The following is a 22,645-nucleotide window of genomic DNA, read 5'->3' as shown; positions in this document are numbered from 1 at the left end:
GGTGGTCTCGATCAGTAGCGGAACTGCCCGGTCAGGCCGAAGGTGCGTGGCCGGAAGCTCTGATCGTAATAGAGCGACGAACCGGCACCGTCATGATTGCGCGCAAGCACATCATGGGAATCCGTCAGATTGTCGACAAACAGTGATATGTCGAGGCCCTTCACCCGCGCCCCGAGGCGCGCTGAGACGAAGTTCGTGCCGTTCAGCGCATAGAGACCCGAGTCATAACCGAACGTGCCGGAAATCGCCGACTGGATGTTCTTGCTCGCGAAGCTGTAATCAACGCGGGCATAGCCGTTGACGTTTTCGCTGATCGGGCGGTCGACCTGGCCGTACACAAGACCCGACCAGAGCGGACCTCCGATGCGTTGATCCTTGGCGCGCAGCAACAGGCCGTTGCCACCAAAGATGTTCTCATCGTAGGTCATCCGCGTGTAACCGACGTTGCCGCCGATCGTCACGCCGGGCACGGGCTGCACCGACACCGAAACCTCGGCGCCTTTGCCTGTCGCCGAACCGAGGTTACTGATGAAACTGAAACTACAGGTCGGCAATCGCAGCGACTGTTGGATGTTCTTCCACTTTATATAATAACCGTTCAAATCAAGATTTACCTTACCACCGAACAGTTTATTCTTCGAACCCGCCTCGTAGCTCCACAGTGAATCGGATTTATAGCCGGACGGACTTGTGGTCAGACCAAGCGTCTTAAGATCGTTCGCGCAGAATTCCGGGTTGACTTGCGGTTGCGCCCCACCGGGACGGAAACCCTTACTGGCGGTCGCATAAAGCAGGTTGTTCGCATCGAGTTGATAGGAAACGTTAAAGCGCGGCGTCCACGCCCCTTCGCTCTGCGATTGCGTCAACGTGGTGCGTACCCCCGAATTGGTCGGGCCATCCCTGGTATCGATGAAGGTGAAATCATTATGCGTGTAGCGCGCCGCCAGCGTGATCTTCAGCTTCGCGACCGGCTTGATATCGACGCTGGCATAGCCGGCGATCTGACGATCACGTGCGCTCAGAAGTTCGACGAAACTGTACTTGCCGGCATATTGTTTGAAGCCGTTCACCAGCATGCCGGGAATGCGCCCCGATGCGGTATAGTTGGTGAAATACTGGATCGTTCGCGCGTAGTAGACACCCGCGGTCCAGTCGATCAGCCGGTTGTCATACGATTGCAACCGCGCTTCCTGGACGAAATTACGCTGCCGCGTCTTGAGGAAATCATCTGCATTGCTGGCTTGCTTGTTGGCATATGTGCCGAACGGGCTTCCGGAGCGCAGGAACGAGAAATAGTTCAGGTAATTGAGCGTCTGGTTCTGCTGCCGATCAAAATAAGACGTGTTCGAGATGAACGATATGTGCCCGAAATCATATTGCGCCTTGAACGATGAAAGGGTGAAACCATCGCTCGTCGGCTCCGGTTGATAAACGCCAGTCTTATAGTCGGAATCCGACGCATTGCCGTATCCTTCCCAGTAATTGCTCCGAGCGTTGCTCTCGATCTTCTGGTAGTAGATCGCCGGTGTCAGCGACAGACCATCGATCGGCTTCCAGGTGAGGGCGACCTTGGTCGCGTAGGTCCGCTCGCTGTTGATGTCCTTGGCGATGACCGTGTTGGTCTGCGGCGTCACCTGGTCGATATAGCCGCCATCGCGTCGATACCAGCCGCTCGCGCGAATCGACAAGGTCGAGGTCACCGGCCCGCCGACGGCAAGACCGGCCTCGCCGCTCATCGCGCCGTTCTTGGTGGTCGAAACTTCCGCCCGGCTGTACATGTGGAAGGCGTCGGCGTCCGGCTGCGGCGTGATGAAGCGAACCGCGCCGCCTTCCGCGCCTGCGCCGAACAATGTCCCCTGCGGGCCGCGCAGCACTTCCACGCGCTCCAGGTCGAACACGCGCGGATAGGGATTGCCTCCGAAATAGCCGACGTTGCGAATCTGGATTGGCGTATCGTCGATATAGATCGCGGTAGTGGAAGACCCGACGTCGGAAGCAACGCCGCGCAGCACGATGTTCGAACTGTTGTTGCCGGTCACACCGCTCGTCTGAGTGAAGCGCAGCGCCGGAGTCAGGCGCGCGATGTCGTCGATGCGGCGGATACCCTCGCGGTCCATCAACTCGCGGGAGTAGGTGGCGATCGAAATCGGCACGCGACTGACCGACTCTTCGCGCCGCTGGGCCGTGACGACGATATCGCCGCCGGTGTCGTTGCTCGATGCGGCGGGCTGCGCCGGCGCTTCGGGCGTCGCAGGGGCGCTTTCGGCCAAAGCCGCATGTGCCGGCGATGCCAGCGCGGTCGCCGCCAGCAGGCCTGCCACCAAGTGCCACCGGCGCTTTGCCCGGTCATCCCCGAACGCTGTGTAGTCCGCCATCATATACCCCTTTGCCAAAGTCGTGTCGCATGATTAGCCGCTTGGGAAAGCGGGCCTTTGAGCTTCGCCGCCATCGGCTTTTACCAATTGGCGGACGCTGTTCGTCCTGGCGTATCGAACGCGACCGGCGTGGTCGCTGGTATGCGGCGTTGGTTTGTTTTTCTCGTTGCGCTTCCGGCGACGTCGCGCGTTTCGTGGCGTCTCCGGCTCGCTAACGGCATCCGTCCGAACCGAGGAAAAGTCTGAGACAATTTTCTTACGCCAGCCATTGCTCGTTGCGCGATGCCGTGTTGCCGAAACTGCGTAGCTGGTCCGGAGGTGCAACGGATGTAATCTCGCCTGCACGATGCACAGGGAGCAAAGCATGCAAATCATCCGGGCCGGAAGGCTGCTTCCCGCGCGGGCGGACGGCTATACTGGGGCGGTCTGCGTGACTGTGGGCGATGACGGACGGATCGCCGCGGTAGAGCGGATCGATCCCGGCACGCTCGAACCCTCGGAAGCACGGCTGTTGCTGATGCCGGCGCTCAGCGACGCGCACGATCATGGCCGGGGCTTGTCGCCGCTCGCATATGGCGCGGCAGACCAGCCACTGGAAAGCTGGGTAGTGGCGCTTAGCGCGCAACCGCAAGTCGATCCCTATCTCAATGCTTTGGTCGCCTTCGCGCGGTTGGCGGAAAGCGGCGTGTGCGCGGTCAACCACTGCCACAACACGCAGGACGGCACCGCGCTGCTGGCGGAGGCCGAGGCGGTGTCGCGGGCGGCGCGCGATGTCGGCATCCACGTCGCCTTCGCCTGGCCGTTCTTTGATCGCAACCCGCTGGTCTACGGCCCGCTATCACCGTTGCTCGAGCGACTACCCGAACCCTTGCGCGCGCGTTACGCAACACCCCGCGCGATGCGAAGCTGTGCTGAGAATATGGCATTGTTCGCGAAGGCGAAGGCGTTCGAACACGATCTGTTCTGCCTGCAATATCACCCCGTCGCTCCGCAATGGACCGAGGAGGCAACGCTAGGCGCAATCGCGCGCGCATCGGCCCGCGACGGTCGGCACATTCATACCCATCTGTTCGAGACAGAGCGCCAGCGCGAATGGGCCGATCACGCCTATCCAAACGGCCTCGTGCGTTTCCTGGACGATATCGGGCTGCTCTCGCCGCGACTGACGATCGCTCACGCAATATGGCTTCGGGACGATGAGATCGCGCTGTTGGCCGAGCGCGGAGTGACTGTTGCCACCAACGTCTCGTCGAACCTGCGACTTCGGTCGGGCATGCCGCCGCTCTCGCGGTTGATCGATAGTAATATCGGCATCTGCTTCGGCCTCGACGGCATGGCCCTAGACGACGATCAGGACATGCTGCGCGAGTTGCGGCTTGCCCGACTGAGCTTTGCCCGCGACCCGCGCTTGCTCGACGCGTTCGTCCTAAATGCGTCGTGGCGGACTGGACGACGAACGATAGTGGGGGAAGACGGTGGCGGCGACATCGCGGTCGGCGCACCAGCCGATCTTTTCACGATTGATTTCGGCACGCTTGCCAGCGACACTCTGCTTGAGGTTCCCCAAGTATTCCCACTCGTTCTGGCGCGGGCGCGGCGTCAACATGTAGTCGATATGTTCGTCCGAGGACGAGAAATCGTTTCAAACGGTCGATGCCGTACCGTCGATCTCCCAGCAGCGGAGCGATTGCTGGTGCAAAATGCACGCGCTGCCTACCGCGCGATGCCGGTCGCGTGCGACGAGATCGATGCGCTCCAACGAGCGATCGAAGACTATTACACATGTGGATGCCATTTTGCGGTATAGCCTGTGTATCGGCGTTGAGAGCAAGCCTATAAGGAGAGACATCTGTCGGGCTAATGGCTCCGGCTCCTTTAAGAACTGACTTCGTCGAACCGAGCAGGCTTTTCTCGATGTCTTCGATCGGCTTGTTCGGGGTCGGTTCCGGCTGAGGGCGAAATGACACCCTAGCGGAATGGCAATGTCTGGGTGGGAAGCTGCCGATCCGCTTCCTAGCTCACATGTTGGTGAGGACTCCGGTGGTATGCGACGCGCCGTTGGGAGGGAGCTGCCTGGGCCAGGCTGTTGCGATCCCCACGCCGGCGACCTACCGTACACTTCCGAATACCCTCTCGTAGGCGCTATTCTTGCCTGATCCGGGCGCAGGGTTGCTCGCCGGAGCGAGCATTGATATCTGACGTCCTGCGAAATCCAGACCCGCTCCCAATCGCAACGCGATCGGAGACGGAAAATGAAACTGATGACAGCTGCGATTCTCACGCTGTCCTGTGTGGCGAGAGTAGCGCACGCGCGCGAGACGCAAGTTCTGTCCTTTGCGGCGCCGACCAGTGTTTCGTCGGTCGTGGCCGAAGCGCGCCCAGGCGACGCACCGCCGACGACGATCGAACCGCAAGCGCTTGCGCAGACACCAACGGTCGATGTGCCAGGTGCCAATCCGATTAACGGGGTCACGAGCTATCCGACGGATCGCCTTTCGGTGCCGGTCTGGATGCGGCGCGGCGGGTCAGCACATACGTTCGCAGCCGTTCCGGCAGCGGCACCGATATCGACGACATGCGGGCGGGTTGCCTATCAGCCGTTGCCGAGGTTGAGCAGCGCGGTCGAGGCGCGACGGTCGGCCTATTTCTCATCGATGGCGGCTGCGGCGTGCGCGGCCGGGGTGCCGCTCGAGCTGTATGACGCGCTGATCCTTCAGGAGAGCCAGTATCGGCCGTTTGCGGTGAGTCCGACGGGCGCGGTGGGGATGTCGCAATTGATGCCGCAGACGGCGCGCGCTCTGAACGTATCGAACGTGTGGGATGCCGCTGAGAATTTGCGGGCGCGCGCGCGGTATCTCCGCGCGCAGATCGACGCGTTCGCGCGCTACGATCTCGCGCTGGGTGCGTACAATGCTGGGCCGGGGCGTATCCGCGAGTATCGCGGGCTTCCGCCTTTTCGGGAGACGCAGGCGTATGTTTCGCGGATCTTGAGCAGGTGGCGGCTTCATTTGGCGCTGCGCAATGGCGGCGGGTTCGACCCCGTTGGCGCTATCGCGGTCGCATCGAGCCCACGGCTGATGTCGGCGGTCACCAGCTTTTAAGAGCGGAGAGTAGCATACATAAAACGTACTTTCGTGTCGTGGGGGGTTCATGCCGGAACGCTGACGCGCTTACCCTTCGCCCGCTCTGGCCGGAGTGAGCCGATAGCCTGGCGGCGACCGAAGAGCGTGTGGCCGATGTTCAACTCGCCGCGTCGATCGCGGGCGATCATTCCCCGGAAATAGCTCTCGGGGGTGGCGCGTATCTCGCCGTTCGCCAGATGCTGCCCGGTAATCATCAACGCGATGGCGGCGCAATCGTCGCCCATCTGACGCTGGGCCTGCGACACGGCGGCGTCCGATACATGGAGCAGGCGGGCAAGCTGGTACGACCAGGCCCGGGCGTTGGGGCCATCCAGCGCGCCTATCATCTCGAGCCAGGGGAACAGGGCTGGGGCCTCGGCCCATGTGAAGCCGCTCCGCTCGATCCCATGCCTATCTTCAGAGCTGTCATCCTCCTTCCGGCCGGGGGCCGGGCAATCCCCATCCCCGCTACGCTGCCTCGGCAGACGAGTTACTTTCAACGAAGGCGATTCAGGGTCGGTATCTTGGTGGTGGACCAAACGGTCCACTCTACTGGACGATTTTTCAAAAAGGTCGCCCTTGTCGAAGGCCGTTGTCACCATGCGCGTGTGGATAAGTAGGCTCTCGGCGGCGTTGAGGATCGATTGCAGGGCTTCGGGTGGGCCTTTGCGATTGGCGTCGCGGTTTGCTCGGATTTCGGCGAGCTGGGCCACGATCGTATGTGCCCACTCGTAGTCGTCCTCGGCGAATGGCGCGATCAACGCGAAGATCTTGCGCGTTGCCTCGGTAATGGCGCGGGGGAGTTCGACGTGGAGGCGGCGAAGGTCGCGTTCCTGCCCGTCGACCAGCTCCAGGGCGTCGATCAGGGCGATCAGAGGGGCGAGCGACCATCCGGCGCCGGAGAGGGTGCCGTCGGCCTGTTCGCGGATGTAGCGGTGACCGTTATCCATCGGGTTGAGGATCGTGTCCGTCTCGGGGTTGTAAAACGCCTCAACGAACGCCCCGGTCAGATCGAAAATCACGCCGGTATGGCCCCGCGCGCGCATCTGTTTGACGATCTTGCGCAGGACGGTTGTCTTACCCGCGCCGGTCGTGCCGATGAGCATCGCATGGCTTTGTTCGAGCCGATGCGGAAAGGGTACGCTGGCGATCGTGTAGGGAACATGGATGCCAAGATCGACGCGCCGGCGTATCGGCAATCCTGCCACTTTTACCGGATCGAGCGGGGGCTTGAACGCCTCGCAATCCTTGCGAAATTCCCGGAGATTATGTGCGCGAATTTCGTCGATCAGCACATCGCGTTCGACCAACATCGCCCCGCGCTCATGCCGCTCTTTCAAGATGTTTTCGCCGCGCTTTCGCGAGATGCTGACGAACCAGATCGTGAGTGGAACAGAGAGGAATAGCGAACCCAAAAGCGCGGCCAGGACACAGCGGATTGCGACCGCGCAGGCTTGCTGGACGGAGGGCACGTATGGCACCGCAAACATCGGGATTCTGAGGATGCTATCGTCGGGCAAGGTCAGGTTGATGATCTTGCGTGGATCGAGCCCGATATACGTCCATATCGCCGAAAAAAGCCGCATCAGGACGAGCTGGGAATCGTGATCCTGCATACGGAAATTGAGGATGATCGAGAGCAAGATTGAGAAGGTCAGAAAGACCACGATCAGGGGCATCCGCACCCCCGCCCAGACCATCATCATTTCGTGAGAAATGAGCTGCGAGCCGCGCGTGAAATTGCCCGAGTTGCGCAGGACTTTCCCCCGCGCCGAGTGATGCTCGATCGTCGCGGCTTCGCGGCTGAAGCGGATGTCTCGCTTAGCCATGATGCCGCTCCAGTCGCTCGACGGCGATGTCATCGAGCCGAGCGTGGATGTCGGGATGTTCGCGCTCGACCAGGAGATCGAGCGCCGCGTGGATGTATTCGATGTGCCCGACCAGCCGCACTGGATCGACGCCCTGGCCTGCCTTTAGCAGACCGAGGCCCCAGACGATGGCGATTGCAGCGGTACGTGAGCGCGACAGACCTAGCCGCGCGCCGAGCGCGTCGATCTCTGCGGCAACGTCGGCGTGGAGGTGAACTCCAACCGTAAGATGATTCATGCCAGACTCCGAATAATTACCGGAGCTGGTTTGGATTTCGCGGAACGGGCTTTAGCCTTTCCTCGTAAGATTGTCTATCTACCAGGGCGCGCTTAAGGTTCCTTAAGGTGGTATTCTCCTGCTATTACCGAGGCTTAGGCCCTTATTTGTGGCACCCTAAGGAACCTTAAGGTTTGCGCTGTCGCCAGATTATGTTGAAATTTCCGTAACTTAGAACCCACGGCGGGCCGTATAGGGTGTGCAGCATTTAGAGGAACTGCTGCCCTGTTGTGCCTGCTTCAGTCTGTGCGTTAGACTGGCGGAAAACTGTGGTTTCCTGTGGCAGCTAATAGCCTGACGGGCGCCTGATAGCCAGTCATCAAATGCTCATTTTGGGTTCTGGCTATCAGATAGCCATCATCAATGGGCAAACTGGGGACCGTCGGCGGAGCCAATGTCGGCGATATGAAATAGCCGAAACAGGCAAACTGCCGCAGCCTTCGCAATGCTGTTTTGCTGAACATCGAGAATCCGCCGTTCGCTCGGAAAGGCTCAAATGTCGGTAATCCCGAACGCTGAAAATCTAGCGGATCGCGCAGGAAATCTGGATCGGCGCGGTGTAGCATTTTGCCCAATTTGTGACCAGAAAGCGCTGCGGCAAAACAGTCGCCGCCGCGTCGACGGGCCAATAACACCGATAGGCATCGCAGTAGAAAAAGCGCGAGGCGCGACACTCCACGTTCGTCTGATTCAGACGCCGATATCGAGGGATTCAAGTCCAGATCCCATGCGCCCAAAAGCGCCTTTTCGAGCGGCGCGCGCAACGTCGAAATTAATCTCAGAGGCAGCATCTTCCTTATGGTCCGTTGCGGAAAATTGGCCCGCGTCTTCCTCCAATCGTGATCGACGATTTCCCCCGAAATATCGTCAAAATGGCCGGTCCAATCGATTGTGAATTGCTGCCGTAGCGATGTTTTCCCGGCCACATCGAACCACCGTGAGCAGCCAATCAATGCACGTGGCAGGGGAAAACAGTTTTGGCATTTTACCGCCCTAATTGCATTTCCGCCCGGCCCGTGCGCCGGTCAGTAAGTCGCGGTATCGGACAGCAGGCGCGAGCCGTCATCCGCTCAGAATTTGCGACGAGGGCGGCGTTAGCCGTCCACCCCGCCATCGCCTTTTCTGCCGCCGATGGTCAGATGGTAGCGTGCGTATCGGCGCTCCCCTACTCGCTCCAACGCACCGAGTATGACAAGCTCCGCCAGATCGCGCGTTGCCGTCGCCGAAGTGGCATCGGTGATGGTGCGATAATTGCCGGCGCTGAGTCCCCCCACAAAGCCGTCCGGCCCTTCGGCCATCATGCGGATCAACGCCTTTTCCTGTCGCGCATTGATCCTGCCGCGCACGCGATCGAGCAACCTGGTCTTCTCGATCAGGAACCGGATGCTCTCGATGGTCCGCGCCTGCGCCTCCAGCACGATGTTGGCGAACCAACTTACCCAGGCATCGATCTGATTGGTTTGGCTGGCTTGATGCAGCTGAGCATAATAGGCTTTTCTGTGCCGGTTGATGGTTGTCGCCAGCGCCGTCAGCGTCGGAGCCTCAACGCTTTGCGCCAGCGCTTTTTCCGCAATGGCCCTGCCGAGCCGGCCATTGCCATCTTCGAAGGGATGGACCGTCTCGAACCAGAGATGCGTGATCGCCGTCCGTGCCATCGCCGGCATCGGCGCGCTTCCCTGAGGCGCGCTCTCGTTGAACCAAGTTATGAACCGCGCCATCTCCTCCGGCACCCGGTCTGACGGCGGCGCCTCGAAATGGACGCGCGGTGCATGCAGCGCGCCGGACACGATCTGCATGGGATCGGCATGGGTTCGCCAAGCGCCGATGTCGACCAAATCGCGCCGCCCGTTCATCAGCATCCGGTGCCAGTCGAACAGAAGCTGATCGGTCAGCGGCTCCGCATAGCGCCGATAAAGATCGACCATCAGTTCCGCAGCGCCGGCCTCGGCTGGACTGGACCGACGCTTGTCCGCTGCGAAACCAAGCTGGCGAGCGATCGAGGACTGCACGCTGTCGCGGTCCAGTATCTCGCCCTCGATAGCCGAGCTGTCGACCATCTCCTGCGAGATCACCTCAACCACGATCCTTTGACGGGCCGCCCCGTCGAGGTGATGCATCGACCCGACGACAATGCCCGCGCCCTTGAGGAAGTGTGCCTCAGCGTCGCGCAGGCCGGTCTCGTTGAACGTGAATTTGGTCCAGTCGGAGAGCTGCCAGTTCCAACGCATGATCAATAAGGTGCCTTTCTATCAATCAACTTTAGGCCGGTATTTGATTTATAGAAAGGTGATTATCGATGAATCGGGTGGTGGGCGGACCGACTGCTTTTAAGAACCATTCGGGTGGAAAGCGGATGGTCCGCTTTCGGGCGCCAAACAGCAGGTTCCGGTCATTCGTTGTGGCGCCTCTGGACTACAGCTACGCACCCTTGATGCAGGCGATGAGCGTGCCGTGGACCGCAGCGTCCCTTCATACTTGGATAGGCCTGGCCGACCGAAAGACTGGGTCGTCAAATGATTCTGGGCGGGCGCCGTTCATCGTAATCGGACGCCAGTGTGCGCTTCTAAATCTATTTAGCACGATTTTGATGAGGTCTACCTTATGCCGCTGGCTTCGGTTTGAGATATGCCTATGGTTGACCGCAGGTTGGCCCTGGCGACATAAGGTCTTGGGCGGATGGTTGATCGGGTTTGGGTGCGTACGTGACGGGGGACGATATAGGAACGTTTTACGCGCCGCGGCGGGAATGACAACTTCCCGCACGACCTTCCAGACCAGGGCTCGCACGATCGACCATCTGGGGCGTGGACAGATCGCCGACTGTCCAACGGCCGTCAGCGAGCTCTGGAAAAACGCTTACGACGCGTACGCCGACGCTGTGTCGCTCCACGTCTACGATGGTCCCCCCGCCATCGGAGCCATCTTCGATGACGGCGTAGGCATGTCCCGTGAGGATTTTCTCGAACGGTGGCTCGTCGTCGGGACCGACTCGAAGATCAGGGATCGCGATGATCGGGACGACGTCCCACGGGGGAAGGCCCCGCGTCCGAGGCAAGGCGAGAAGGGCATCGGTCGGCTTTCGGCTGCGTTCCTCGCTCCCGTGACCCTAATCCTTTCGAAGCGGACCGGCAGCGACTTTGCGGCGGTGATGGTCGATTGGCGACTCTTCGAAAACCCTTACCTCGCACTCGATGACATCGCGGTTGCAGTGGAATCCTTTCCCTCAAAGGAAACGATCCTCAGCGCATTGCCTGCGATGCGCGAGACGCTGACGTCAAATGTCAGTCCGGCGAAAGATGATCCACGACGCGATCGCCTGGTCGCGGCTTGGTCACGCTTCGATGAATACGAGCGCACCGCGGGCCTATCCGAGACGACGTCCGAGCGGATACGTTCATCGGCGAACGCTCTTCCCACGGAGCGTCATCTTCAGGACTGGCAGGTCTTTGTAGGAACGCGGGAGAGTGGAACTGCGATCCTGCTGCTGGACGTGCACCGCGAACTTGCGGTGCAGGTCGAAACCTCTGCCGCGGACGACGACCCCGAGGTCGAAGCGGTCCGGCTCGATCTCGTCAAGACGCTCACGGGCTTCACCGATCCTTACGCCGAGACCAGAGAGGCCTTCGATTACGACGTCATCGTCCATCAGGGCGGGCGGCGCAGATCCATCGTCCGCGCGGCGGACGTCTTCGGGCTTGAGGAATTCCGGTCGCTGGAGCACTCCGTCGAGGGGGGCTTTGACGAGCTTGGAGTGTTTCGGGGCAAGTTGCGGGTGTTCGGCAAGGACCGCGGCGAGATCACGCACGTGCCGCGTCGCCCCCCGCCGCGAGCGGGCCGCGAACGTTTAGGGCCATTTCTATTCTGCATCGGAACGTTCGAGCAGGATGCGGATGCCACTACGCAGGGCAAAGCTGTGCACGCGACGTTGCTGTCAAAAGCCGAAGACTACGGCGGGGTCTACGTCTACCGCGACAACCTGCGGATCATGCCATACGGAAATCCGGAAGCTGATCTGTACGGCATTGAAGAACGTCGATCCCGGCATGCGGGACGCTATTTCTGGGCGCATCGGCGGAGCTTCGGTCGCACCGCCTTCACCCGCGGCGAAAATCCAAATTTGCGGGATAAGGCAGGGCGGGAAGGCCTCGTTGACAATCGGGCTTTCCGCGAACTCAGGATCCTCGTTGAGGATTTACTCGTGACGGTGGGTAAGCGCTACTTCGGATCGGACTCCGACTTTCGCGTGGGAGAGCTGCCTGAAATCAAGGAGCGCAACAGGTCGGCGATGGATGCGGCCAAAAAGGCATCGCGCGTCCGGGCTTCGACCTTCAGGACCTTCCTGCGTGAGAATACCGAGCCGGTCCGGACGGCGGTGGCCAGAACCTCCGAACTGCGCCAACGTCTGACGGCTGCGGTTAGCGAGGAGGATGCCGGAGAGGTCGCCCTCGTATCGGAAGCACTCGACGCTATCCGTGACGAAAGTGATAGGCTCAGGATTCCTCAGGTCCCGGCAAAGCTCGGGGACCAGGAGGTCGCATATCGTCGGTATCGGGACGATTATCGCGCGCTGCGGGCGGCGATCGATTCGGTCGGTGGCGATCTGTCCACCGCGATCGAAACGATGAGGGTGGAGGCCCCCGAAGAGGTCGCCAATCGTAGATTGCAGAGCAACCAGTCGCGCCTGAGCGCGAGGGTCGATAGGTTCCGCAAGACGATCGATAGCCAGATCTCGGACTTGCGGGAGAAATGGCGGTCGCAGGCTGAGGCGGACTTCAAGCAATATTATCTCCGCGCTAGCCCGCTGCTCCAGGATCTTGATCGTGGGGTCCGGTTGGCGTCCGTCCTCAACGGGCTCGATGCTGTATCCGCGCAGCTCGAGGAGGACTTCACGGCTCGGTATGAGCCTTTCCTCAGAGCGCTCGAACAGCTGCGCGACGACATCGATCTGGAAGGCGCGCTGGCTGTTACCGAGAATGAGCGGACGCAGCTCGATCGGCGTGTCAACGATTTCAACGTGCTGGCCCAGATGGGGATCGCGATCGAGATTATCGGGCACGAGTTGGACACTATGGATGCCGAGGTTCGCAGGAACCTCACTCGCATGCCGGAAGACGTACGCAAGAGCGATGCGTTCCGGTTGGCCTTCGCGGCTCATAGCGCGATCACTGACAGGCTTCGGTTCCTCGCGCCTTTGCGGCTCGCGGGTTATCGATCGCGCGAGACGATCACCGGGGAGTCGATCGCCGAGTTTGTCCGGGACTTCTTCCGGAAGCGGCTTCACGACGAACGAATCGAGTTCCTCGCGACGCCAGCGTTCCGTTCGATGAAGGTCACGGACCTGCGGTCGCGATTGCTGCCGGTCTTCATCAACCTCGTGAACAACTCGCTTTACTGGGTGCGTTTCGTCGAGGATCGGAGGATCACGCTCGATCTGGTTGGAGAGCAGGTCTTCGTCGCGGACTCTGGGCCGGGCGTCGATCCGGACGATGTCGACAACCTCTTCGATCTGTTCTTCACCAGGCGGACAAACGGGAGGGGCGTGGGACTGCATCTGTGCAAACTGAACCTCGCAGTTTCACACCACACGATTCGCTACGCCGGTACCGATGATCTCAAGGTCCTCCCAGGTGCCAACTTTATCATCGAGTTCAGAGGCATGACGCATGGCTGATCCCACGACCTACGATGAGGCAGTCGTCGAGACCCTGAGGAAGCGCGCGGTTCAATCGGCGATCCTGATCGACGACAGCTTCCCCAGTTACAACGACCTGCTGGTGGCCAACGATCCCGCGGCTGTGCGAGCGGACTTTCCGGACGTCGACGAAGCGCGCCGCCTTTATGCCCTCATGCACAAGAATCGCATCGTCTGCGACATCGAGAACTCTGTCGACAGCGTGGACACCGATTTCATCGACAAGATCCGCAAGAGCGACCTTGTCGTCCTGGACTGGAACCTTAAGCGCGCGGATCCCAACGACAGTGAAGATGCCGTTCGTCTTCTTCATGGGCTCTCTACCAGCCCTCACTTCAATCTGGTGATCATCTACACTCGAGATGATCTGATGGAGGTCTGGACGCGTGCCGCGGTCAGGCTGCGGAGCGGCTGGCGGGAGAAGGAAGCCTGGCTAGACGGAGTGGATCTCGGTTCCGATCGCGACCCCGATGAGCTGATTGGCAAATTGGATCCAGACGGCCGTGTCGAACTGATCACCGATGAGATGCTGCGCCAATACGTGTTGGGCGGGATCAAGGGGGTCTCTGGCGAGCAGAAGCTGCAGTTGGGTCTGTTCAACGATCATGGCGTACCCCGCGCATCGACTCAGCGCGTGCTGGAGGCGATGATCCATCGCCGCGCGTTGCGCGCCCACGGGGCGCCCGAAGATGCTGGCGAACCGCGCGCGATTGAGGGTGAGGCGGAAGGTAGTCCGCCGTACCTGAACGCCGGTAGTGTATTCGTCTGTATGATGAAGAAGGCACAGGAGCCGATGGCCGACGAGGCGGGCATCCTCGAGTGCTTGGACAAGGCGCTTGTTGCGTGGAAGCCGAGCGTGCTGCAGCTTTTGGTTTCGGAGCTCCAGAACGAGTTAGAGCACCGCTCATATGCGTTCGATAGCACGTTGATGCCATCCAACCTCCTGAAGGCGGGTTGGATGTTTCACATGCTTCGGGAGTACGGGAACGGCGAGAAGGTTGCGGTCGACAGTCTTGTCGCGTCGCTGAACGCTCGCTTGGCGGAGTCCATAGAAGGTTCGATCCAGCTGCAGCTTGAGGATCCGAATTCTCGGATCATGAAATTCGGACGCGTCGCGGCACGGCTTTCCGTGGAGGCTATGGGAGACATCTCCAATGGGACCGAGATTGAGGTCGTCGAGGCTGCCGCGCGCGAGGCCGGATTGAAGTTCAATGACAAGCATGACATCGGAAGTGAAGTTCTTCACGCCCTCAACGAGTACCTGTCGTCCGATGTCTTCCGCGGAGGCCACATGACCACCGGGACGGTATTATGCTCGGAGGATGGGAAAGAATGGTGGATGTGCGTCACACCCGCGTGTGACATGGTCCCGCGCATGTCGTCGGACGGTTTTAGCTGGCATGCGGCCCTGCATCCGTTTCAGCCTGTGACCTTGCTGAAGCTCGAACCGAGCACGGCGAAGCAGTCGCTTCCCGAGGCGGAACGCGGCACGCAGGTGTTCGCGTCGACGGCCGGCAAGCAGCACTTCCTCCGTGCCACACACGCCAAGATGCGGCAGCCCAGACCCATCACCTGGATGCTCGAGCCTCAGCGCATTGAGGGCGGAAAGCCTTGGCAGCGGCACGGTTTCGTATTCAAGGAAATGGGGAAGGCGGCTGGTGTCCTTGCGATCGAGGAACGAAAGGTCTTCGCTGTAAGCCAGCTGCGGCCGCAATATGCTGCTCGTTTTCTCCATCTGCTCAGCAGCCATCAATCCCGGATCGGGGTGGATTACGCACGGTTTGGCAAACCCGCGGATGAAGGCACCGAGGATGGTGCAAAAGGCGATCGCGCAGCCGCCTGAGATTTCGTTTCTTGGGGTGAGCCATCATTCCTCGTGAACTGGCCCTAAATGCCAAGGCGATACGAGCCGTGACCATGGACGAGAGGTGGCTCTCGCGTGCAACGCGATCACCGTGATTACATGATTACGTGATTACAGCCGTAATGTAGCGAGTAAGAACTCCGCCTCTCAGTTCCAAAACTTGAGTGAGCCAGTCGATTGAGGTGGGATGTTTGACGTGTTGGATCGAAAGCAGGTGGTAGTCCGCGTTTTGCCGCCCTGTCGATCTCAGCTTTGAACGGATTGGACGAGATACGTCGCGAAGAACTGCGCAAGGCGCGGCGGAACCGCGTTGCCGATCATGCGTGCGACAGCTTCGATCTGCTCGACCGGATGGAAGACGTAGCAATCGGGGAAGGACTGCAGCGCGGCGGCTTCGCGAAGCGAAATCCCCCGGTTCTGGGAGGTGTCGTAGTGCCCGAAACGGCCGTTAGATATGCTGTGGCATTTCGTCGTGATGGTCGGCGACGGACCATCTGGGCGCATGCGGGTGTACACGTCGTTGAAGCCACGAGTTTTCAAGCGCGCGTTGACGCGGCGGTGACAGGCGAGGCTAAGATCGCCGTGCTCGGTGTCTTCGAGGTAGCGGTTGCTCTCACCCGGTTTGGCGGAGCTGATACGCTTGATGTTCAGATCCGTGAGCGAGCGCGTACGGTGGTTCGGGATGGCGGGATCGTGGTCACCGGCGCGGAGCGCTGGCAGATGCTTGATGGCCTGTTCCACCGTTAATGGGGTGGCCGCGCTGTCCGAGGTGGGAATCAGCATGTCTAACTGAAGAAGACCGTCTAGGCGGTCTTTGCGGACGCTTCCGCGCGCGGCGGCGACCAAGATAGACCGCTTGCGCCTCTGAGCGACGCCAAATTGCGAAACGCATACGGTTTCAGAACCTGTGGCAAAGTCCAGCTCGCGCAGCCCGTTCCTGAAATCCTCCCATATTCCGCCAAAGCGCTCGTCTTGAATGCCAGCGACGTTCTCGGACAGCACGAACTCAGGTTTGTGCTCCTTGACGAACTCGAGCGCGGCGCGAAGCAGGTTGCTGTCACGGCCTCGCTTGGCCGTGCGGCCATCGCTCAACTTCTTTTTTGATGAGAGTGTAGTGAACGGCTGGCAGGGCGCGCAGATGGCGAAAAGCAGCGGGACGCCCGGGAATGCGAGGCGCGCCTCGCTGATCATCTCACGAAGTTCGTCTGCGAGTTCGGCCTGTTCTCCCGCAGGATACTCAGCGCTTTTCGCAAAGATGTCCCGTTCTAAGAACCGAGGGGGTTCCAAATCCCAATACAAATTGCGATTGTTCTCTACGTAGGTGCGTCGGCACTTAGTTTCCTTGTCCACACCAGCGATGACGTATCCGCCAGCGTCGATTAAGCCGCGAGTGGTCCCCCCCGCGCCGCAGAAGAAATCAACCGCCAGGAATCGGGGTTGATCCGCAGGCTGGCCTGCGGCAGTCTCTTTCTCAACGAGCATGCTACGGTCGGTTCGTCGACGAAGTTGACGCGCGTGCCAGCGGGCGGGGCGCCGCGCGACGCGATCGGCTAATCTTGGTCGTCTCATCGTGCGTGCGCATTCCGTCCTCGCGGTGTGCTATTACACCATCGCAGCGACCATAGGTCAACCGGTGCGAACCGATTGTGCTCGGAATGAACCGCGCCGACCGGTGCCAATGGCTCCAGCCGTCGCGAACGAGGGCGCCAGCCTGCCGGCTGCCTGGCGGCTTTACTTCCGGAGATCTGGCTGGACGATCCCGAGCGCGGGAAAAGGCGAAGATACCCGACCAGGTCGTATTCCAGACCAAGCCGCAAATTGCGATTGATCAGATCCGCGTTGTACTCGCGGCCCAGACGCTGGTGGGCGTTGTCCTTGCCGATGCCGGTTACGGCGCGGATGGCGAGTTTCGCTGGCACTTGAGCGATCTCGGGCTGGTTTATTCGGTTGGCGTCCATCCGAGGTCAGTGCCTGGCGTCCCGGCGAAGGGCCGCTGCCACCCAGGACATGGACCGGGAGAGGGCGGCCGCCCAGGCTGATGCAGCGAAGCAAGGATCACAAACCGCTGTCCGCGAAGGCGCTGGCCGTGAGCTTGCCGGCCGAGGCGTGGAAGACGATCACCTAGCGCGAGGGGATCAATGTCGACCGGGCATCACGTTTTGCTGCCGTGCGTCTGCGCGTCGCCTCCAGAGACTATCATCTCCCTCGGCCCCGCGCCGAGGAATGGTTCATTGTCGAATGGCTCGAAGGCGACAAGGAACCGCTCAAATACTGGCTCTCCACACTGCCGGAAACGATGACACTCCAGGAACTCATAAACGTGACGAAAATGAGATGGCGGATCGAGCGTGACTACCGTGAACCGTTCGCGTGGTACGGCAAGTAACTATAATGCAACCGATTTCAAAGATGTGGGTGATTATCGAGTAATACGCCTTGCCATCAAGCATACCAAACAACATACTCGCGTCGGGAATTATTGATTCGAATAATTTACGCATTTCACAAGTCGTGCTACTAGGCTGGTGACGGGGCGTTCGGCAGGGGGCTGCGGGTATGTGGGAGAGAGGTCGTGGAATCCTGTGTTGCGTCACGATGCTTCTGGGCGGCTGCACGACCCTTTCCAGCGGTATTGCCGTGGCGCCTCCCGGCGTGGATCGAAATTCGTTCCAGGAGTGTCTGCTGACTGCGGGATTTTACTCACCCCATGCGCTTACCGGCGTCGCGCTTGACGACTGGACGGCGCACCATGCTCTCGAGCGCGACGGCAAGATACTTTATCCGGCGAAGCCGCTGCCAAGCCGCGATGAAATCCTGCGGCAAACGCCCGCAAAGTTCATCGTCACCGCCACCGCGATTATCGCCGATGGTATGATGCCGAGCGTGGAATATGTGGACCCGAATACGAAGCCGGGCGAGAAGACCTATGAGCAGGATTACGGTGCGAACCTGCCCTATGCGATCATGCGCGGCCCAGATCCCTACCCCGCACCGGACCGGACCGCTACGTCCCGACCCGGAAATCCCGGTACCGGCATGGAACCCGGTCCGGACTGGCGGCTGAACCGCTTTCTCGATTGTTATGTCGCCCCTGTCGGCCCCGCGTCTGCGGTTGCCGCGAAGCAGATCACGGCGGGAGATGCCGATACCGAGGGACGGCTGTTGCGCGGTCACATCCTGCTCGCCCTGCTCGCGCAATATGGCACGGAACTCATCGTCTCGCGGCCGAGTTCGAAACAGGTCACTCAGGCCGAATTGCTGCTAGGGCACGTTATCGACGCCGAGAGATCGCTGCGCGGCGCAAGCCTGGTCCTTAATCCTGAGACACGAGCCAAACTTCCCGCTTCGCTCATTTCGCAAGCTAATGAGACCGGGCTGCTCGTCTATGATGAGGGCGTCCTTGTCGAAACCGAGGCTGGGAAACCCAAAAAAGGCCCCGACGGGAAAACGATCCCCGCCAAGGGTGTGAAGATGCTGACGCTGACCGATCCCGCCGGGACGATCCAGCCGACGCTCGGCTGGTACGGTTTCACGACCCGGCTGTTGCGGGTTTTTCAGGTAGGCGTGGACGTCGAGCGGATTGATGCGCAGCAGACGCTCGACCGCGCCAGCAACCTGATCGCGGCATTCAGCGGTGCGATCCAGGGCTTCCTGCCGATCCTCAAGGACGGCCTGTCCGGTTTCGTCACGGTCCAGAAGACGCGCATCTACGGCGATGCCTATCTGCGGGACGCTCGTGCAACCCTGAACGTCGCACGCAACGCGACATTGGCCCGCCCGGATGCCGCCGCCATGACCTATGACGTCCCAAAAATTCAGAAGAGCTGGGCGCTCTGGGACAATGAGATCGACAGCGCCTGCAAGGTTCTCGCCACGGTCGCCAAGAAGGACGAGGCGAGCGGCAAGTGCATCCCGGACCCCAACCTGCCCGAGAAGAAGGCGTCCTGAGCCCGGCACGACGAGAGGGGAGACGAGAATGGCGCGCCGCCTGCAAGCGATGCTGTTGTCCGGAGGGGCGGCCTCGGGCGTATTGGTAATGGCGGGCATCAGCGCCACTGGCCCGAACCCGAAGCAGCCGACAAGTATCACCTGGGGCCAACCGACGAGCTTCGCCGGAGCGCCAATAAAGAGCCTGGTGCCGACACGTGTTCCGACCGGCCTTGTGCTGACGGCAGGCACCCAGCCGCTGGCGTATGTGGTGGCCAACGAGACATCTGTCTGTTGGAAACCGCGCCCTCCCTCCTCGCCGACGACGGGGTCGGTGGCATCGACCAGATTTTCGGTGATGATGTCGGTCGCGAACTTTGCGACCCTCGGCGACGGGGCGGTGGTGACGCTGAGATACCATATTAGCCGGGATCGCGGCTGGGTGAACGGCCTAATCAAGGCGCGTCTCAACGGCGCGTTGTGGACGCAGGAAAATCTTGGCGAGACCGATCAGGAAGCGGAAATGCGGCTTCCGATCACGATCGAAAAACTCCGGCAGGATCGCAGGCTGGATATCGAGGTCGCGCTGCTGACCTGTTCGCGCCGCGGCGGCGAAGGGACTCTCACTCTAGACACCGTGGAGATCGCACCATGAGCCTCCCGCCAAAGGACGACCCGTTCGCAACCGTCAAACTCGAGCCGCGGAAAGCTGCGAGCGACATCGCCTCCGGCGTCGATGCGCAAACGCCGCAGGCGCGGGTCTTGGCACAAGAACTGAACAGGCTGCGCGCCCGACGGACCGCGCTCGGCGCGGAACGTTTCCCCAGTGGCGAACACGGCCCGCGTGGACCGAGCGACACCGTCGGCATCGCGCTCTCCGGCGGCGGTATCCGCAGTGCGACGATCTCGCTCGGCATCCTGCGCGCGATGAGCCGGGCCGGGCTGATAAAATATGTCGATTATATCTCGTCGGTCTCCGGCGGAAGCTATATCGCGTCGTTTTTCTGCAGCCGCTACGTCCCGTCCGAATGGCGCGGCGACGTCGAGGAACAGACCGGCGAGGTATGCACGGGCGGCACAGGAGACCCGCTGTGCGGCACGGATGGGGAAAGGGCGCTCGATCATCTCCGGCAGAGCGGCCGACATCTGCTGCCGGGTCAGGTCGGCGACGCCATCCGCCTCGCGGTGATCGCAACGCGAAGCTGGCTCGCGGTCCATCTGGTGCTCGGCGTCACCCTGCTCGCTTTCTTCCTGCTGCTGAAGCTGCCGCAACTTCTGTGGCTGACCAACGACAACCTGGATATCGAGGCCGATTGGGCCGGCAAAGGCCTACCGGAGTTGTTCTGGCCGAGCCTGTGGATGCGCGGCTACAAGGTCTCGCACTGGTTCATCGCGAGTTGGCTCTGCCCGATCGCCATGGCGTTCATTTATATCGCAGCCGCCTTTTTCGGCGCCTATTTCCTAACGAGAGGCAGCCAGTCCACGCCCAAGAGCCGCGTCCAGCGCCTGCTCGGCGGGCCAGGCCTGTGGCTCGGTCTACTGGTAATCGTCGCGGCAATCACAATCCTGATCGGCCCGCATCTTCAAGCGCCCTTTATCAAGAACGATCACGATTCCGCGTTCTTCACCCAAGCCACTCGGATTTCCATCGCGCGCACGGCGGAGGCAGCGTGGATCGCCTTGTCGGTCGCGATCCTGGCGCTCGGTGCCTGTATCGCGGCTGAGGTGCTGGATGCGATGAAGACCGACGCGGAGACTCATAAAAGCGTGGACCTGATGGCCGCCCCCGACCCGGCGTCGCCGCGCGTGCAGGAAGATCGGGTACGCTACCGCCTCACCAACTGGTCGACCTGGTGCCTTTCGGCCGGGTTGTTCATCGGCGCGCTGGCGCTCTTCGACAGCATCGCCCAGACGATCTACGTGCGTGGCGGGGAGTTCGGTTCGGTCGCGAAGGTCACGGCACTGCTCATCGCGAGCATACCGGCGATCCGCAAGGCGGTCGCACAGGTCACCGGCTCGGCCAAGCCAGGCACGTCGCTCGGCAGGTTGCTCGCGAAATTCGGGCGGGTCCTCGCGCTGCTTCTGGGCCTCCTGCTCGCAGCGGCAGTCGGGATTTTCTGGGCGACCGTGGCGCAATGGCTGGCGTGGTGGGGCGGCCCGATCGGATCGCGCAGCTATGAGGGAAACCCGTGGCAGCAAGGTCTCTACGGCCTCTTCTATGAGACCATTGCCTGTGTGCTGATGAGCGGGGCGATCGCCTTTGCCTTTTCCTTCCTCAACCTTTCGACGTTCGCGAACTTCTACGCATCCAGCCTGCGGCGCGCCTATCTCGGCGCGAGCAACGTCAAGCGCTGGGCGAAGACACCGCCGACGCCCGCAAACCGCGACCATATCGACGACGATATCGCCCTTGATCGCTATTATGCGGATACGGTGCTGGCGCCGCTGCATCTGATCAACGTGACGATCAACGACACTGCCAGCGCCTCCTCAAACACTACCCAGCGGGATCGCAAGGGCAAGCCGCTCACGGTTTCTCCTTTCGGCTTTCTCTATCCCGGCAATGGCGTGAACAGCGAGCTGGAGGTCATCCCGCACGTCAATCCAGCCGGCCCGCACCCGGAGAAGCTGTCGCTATCGACCTGGGTCGGAATTTCGGGCGCAGCCGCATCGACCGGCATGGGGCATTACGGCAGCCTCGGCCTCTCGCTGCTTGCCGGCCTCGCCAATCTCCGGCTGGGCTATTGGTGGAACCCCGGCAAACGCGGCTGGAGGGGCCTGCGAGATGCAGTTCAATGGCGGCTGTTCGACGAACTCACCGGCAAATTCCCCGGCAGCGATGGCGGCCGCTGGTATCTGACCGACGGCGGCCATTTCGAGGATACCGGTGCATATGAGCTCGTCCGCCGGCGCGTCGGCCTTATCATCCTGTGCGATAACGGCGGGGACCCGGACTATAGTTTTGGCGACGTCGTTACCCTGACCCGCAGAATCCGGATCGACTTCGATGCAGACTTGAGCTTCGTCGATGATCCGCTGGAGCTCGACCGGATCTTCGGCGCCGATACGCCGCTACGCCATGCGTTCGGGACCGTCGCCGAACTCGGCATGACCTCCACATCGGCCCCCACCCCCAAGGTCTTCGGACCCTATGCCGCGATCGGCCGCATCCGGTACGACAATCCGGCGGGCGGTCTCAGCCCGCGCACCGACAGCACGCTGATCGTTATCAAGCCGCGGGTCTGCGGCCTCGAAGCCGCGGATCTCGTCGCTTATGCGCGCAGCAACCCGCCCTTCCCCCAGCAGACGACGCTGGACCAGACGTTCGACGAGGCACAGTGGGAAAGTTATTATCGGCTTGGGCAGATCATGGGCGACAGGCTGTTCGCTCCGATTCCCTCAGATACTTCCGGGACCTGGAACCCGCGGATGTTCACCGCGATAGACTGGACCGCCGTACAATCCGGGGCCGCATGGCAGGCATTCCCGGCTTGGGTCCGCAGAACGCTGCACATATAGT

General features: G+C 61.1%; 14 protein-coding genes and 1 pseudogene. 9 read left to right on the top strand and 6 right to left on the bottom strand.

Features of this window, described 5'->3' with window-relative positions:
• Nucleotides 1-11 precede the first annotated feature (11 nt).
• Nucleotides 12-2,375 (bottom strand): TonB-dependent receptor, encoded by a 2,364-nt coding sequence (locus EWE75_RS17070; protein WP_130159313.1) that lies wholly within the window; start codon nt 2,373-2,375, stop codon nt 12-14.
• A 364-nt stretch (nt 2,376-2,739) separates the two neighbouring features.
• On the opposite strand from EWE75_RS17070, the gene EWE75_RS17065 reads away from it, so the two are divergent.
• Both EWE75_RS17065 and EWE75_RS25635 read left to right on the top strand, forming a co-directional pair.
• On the top strand, nt 2,740-4,182 hold the full coding sequence (locus EWE75_RS17065; RefSeq protein ID WP_165388429.1) for an amidohydrolase family protein: 1,443 nt from the start codon (nt 2,740-2,742) through the stop codon (nt 4,180-4,182).
• A gap of 445 nt (nt 4,183-4,627) precedes the next feature.
• Nucleotides 4,628-5,476, top strand: a complete 849-nt coding sequence (locus EWE75_RS25635) for a lytic transglycosylase domain-containing protein (RefSeq protein ID WP_231708417.1) — start codon at nt 4,628-4,630, stop codon at nt 5,474-5,476.
• A 47-nt stretch (nt 5,477-5,523) separates the two neighbouring features.
• On the opposite strand, the gene repC is transcribed toward EWE75_RS25635, so the two are convergent.
• The 4 genes from repC to EWE75_RS17040 all read right to left on the bottom strand — a co-directional run bounded on the left by repC (nt 5,524) and on the right by EWE75_RS17040 (nt 9,870).
• On the bottom strand, nt 5,524-7,326 hold the full coding sequence (gene repC / locus EWE75_RS17055) for a replication initiation protein RepC (RefSeq protein WP_165388428.1): 1,803 nt from the start codon (nt 7,324-7,326) through the stop codon (nt 5,524-5,526).
• Complete coding sequence (locus EWE75_RS17050; protein ID WP_130159310.1) at nt 7,319-7,603, bottom strand: hypothetical protein; 285 nt, start codon at nt 7,601-7,603, stop codon at nt 7,319-7,321. Before EWE75_RS17050 ends, repC begins: the two co-directional genes overlap by 8 nt.
• A 290-nt stretch (nt 7,604-7,893) precedes the next feature.
• Complete coding sequence (locus tag EWE75_RS17045; protein ID WP_130159309.1) at nt 7,894-8,568, bottom strand: hypothetical protein; 675 nt, start codon at nt 8,566-8,568, stop codon at nt 7,894-7,896.
• 168 nt (nt 8,569-8,736) lie between these two features.
• Nucleotides 8,737-9,870 carry a Fic family protein gene (locus tag EWE75_RS17040; protein ID WP_130159345.1) on the bottom strand — a complete coding sequence of 378 codons (1,134 nt, stop codon included), beginning with the start codon at nt 9,868-9,870 and terminating at the stop codon, nt 8,737-8,739.
• Nucleotides 9,871-10,388: 518 nt separating this feature from the next.
• On the opposite strand from EWE75_RS17040, the gene EWE75_RS17035 reads away from it, so the two are divergent.
• Nucleotides 10,389-13,313 carry an ATP-binding protein gene (locus EWE75_RS17035; protein WP_165388427.1) on the top strand — a complete coding sequence of 975 codons (2,925 nt, stop codon included), beginning with the start codon at nt 10,389-10,391 and terminating at the stop codon, nt 13,311-13,313.
• Entirely contained in the window at nt 13,306-15,177 is a 1,872-nt protein-coding gene (locus tag EWE75_RS17030) for a response regulator receiver domain (protein ID WP_130159307.1), read from the top strand. The genes EWE75_RS17035 and EWE75_RS17030 overlap by 8 nt, the downstream gene beginning before the upstream one ends.
• A gap of 267 nt (nt 15,178-15,444) precedes the next feature.
• On the opposite strand, the gene EWE75_RS17025 is transcribed toward EWE75_RS17030, so the two are convergent.
• Nucleotides 15,445-16,680: a DNA cytosine methyltransferase gene (locus tag EWE75_RS17025; RefSeq protein ID WP_165388426.1), complete on the bottom strand. Its 1,236-nt coding sequence runs from the start codon at nt 16,678-16,680 to the stop codon at nt 15,445-15,447.
• 173 nt (nt 16,681-16,853) lie between these two features.
• Between EWE75_RS17025 and EWE75_RS26285 the strand changes: the two are divergent.
• From EWE75_RS26285 to EWE75_RS16995, 5 genes and pseudogenes are all read left to right on the top strand, one after another.
• Nucleotides 16,854-17,323, top strand: a pseudogene (locus tag EWE75_RS26285) (transposase).
• 42 nt (nt 17,324-17,365) lie between these two features.
• Nucleotides 17,366-17,584: a hypothetical protein gene (locus EWE75_RS17010; protein WP_130159304.1), complete on the top strand. Its 219-nt coding sequence runs from the start codon at nt 17,366-17,368 to the stop codon at nt 17,582-17,584.
• Between the two features lie 209 nt (nt 17,585-17,793).
• On the top strand, nt 17,794-19,146 hold the full coding sequence (locus tag EWE75_RS17005) for a hypothetical protein (RefSeq protein WP_130159303.1): 1,353 nt from the start codon (nt 17,794-17,796) through the stop codon (nt 19,144-19,146).
• A gap of 28 nt (nt 19,147-19,174) precedes the next feature.
• Nucleotides 19,175-19,780 carry a hypothetical protein gene (locus EWE75_RS17000; protein ID WP_130159302.1) on the top strand — a complete coding sequence of 202 codons (606 nt, stop codon included), beginning with the start codon at nt 19,175-19,177 and terminating at the stop codon, nt 19,778-19,780.
• Nucleotides 19,777-22,644 carry a patatin-like phospholipase family protein gene (locus EWE75_RS16995; protein WP_130159301.1) on the top strand — a complete coding sequence of 956 codons (2,868 nt, stop codon included), beginning with the start codon at nt 19,777-19,779 and terminating at the stop codon, nt 22,642-22,644. Before EWE75_RS17000 ends, EWE75_RS16995 begins: the two co-directional genes overlap by 4 nt.
• Nucleotide 22,645: the final 1 nt, after the last annotated feature.

Origin of the sequence: Sphingomonas populi, assembly GCF_004208535.1 — a bacterium.
Lineage (GTDB): Bacteria > Pseudomonadota > Alphaproteobacteria > Sphingomonadales > Sphingomonadaceae > Sphingomonas > Sphingomonas populi.
Note: the sequence above shows the minus strand (reverse complement) of the source record. Positions and strands in the feature narration are given on the sequence as shown.

Coding starts and splice junctions, on each gene's coding strand:
- EWE75_RS17070 (WP_130159313.1), bottom strand. CDS start 2,375: ATGGCGGACTACACAGCGTTCGGGGATGACCGGGCAAAGCGCCGGTGG.
- EWE75_RS17025 (WP_165388426.1), bottom strand. CDS start 16,680: ATGCTCGTTGAGAAAGAGACTGCCGCAGGCCAGCCTGCGGATCAACCC.
- EWE75_RS17005 (WP_130159303.1), top strand. CDS start 17,794: ATGCTTCTGGGCGGCTGCACGACCCTTTCCAGCGGTATTGCCGTGGCG.
- EWE75_RS17030 (WP_130159307.1), top strand. CDS start 13,306: ATGGCTGATCCCACGACCTACGATGAGGCAGTCGTCGAGACCCTGAGG.
- EWE75_RS16995 (WP_130159301.1), top strand. CDS start 19,777: ATGAGCCTCCCGCCAAAGGACGACCCGTTCGCAACCGTCAAACTCGAG.
- EWE75_RS17065 (WP_165388429.1), top strand. CDS start 2,740: ATGCAAATCATCCGGGCCGGAAGGCTGCTTCCCGCGCGGGCGGACGGC.
- EWE75_RS17040 (WP_130159345.1), bottom strand. CDS start 9,870: ATGCGTTGGAACTGGCAGCTCTCCGACTGGACCAAATTCACGTTCAAC.
- EWE75_RS17050 (WP_130159310.1), bottom strand. CDS start 7,603: ATGAATCATCTTACGGTTGGAGTTCACCTCCACGCCGACGTTGCCGCA.
- EWE75_RS17000 (WP_130159302.1), top strand. CDS start 19,175: ATGGCGCGCCGCCTGCAAGCGATGCTGTTGTCCGGAGGGGCGGCCTCG.
- repC (WP_165388428.1), bottom strand. CDS start 7,326: ATGGCTAAGCGAGACATCCGCTTCAGCCGCGAAGCCGCGACGATCGAG.
- EWE75_RS25635 (WP_231708417.1), top strand. CDS start 4,628: ATGAAACTGATGACAGCTGCGATTCTCACGCTGTCCTGTGTGGCGAGA.
- EWE75_RS17035 (WP_165388427.1), top strand. CDS start 10,389: ATGACAACTTCCCGCACGACCTTCCAGACCAGGGCTCGCACGATCGAC.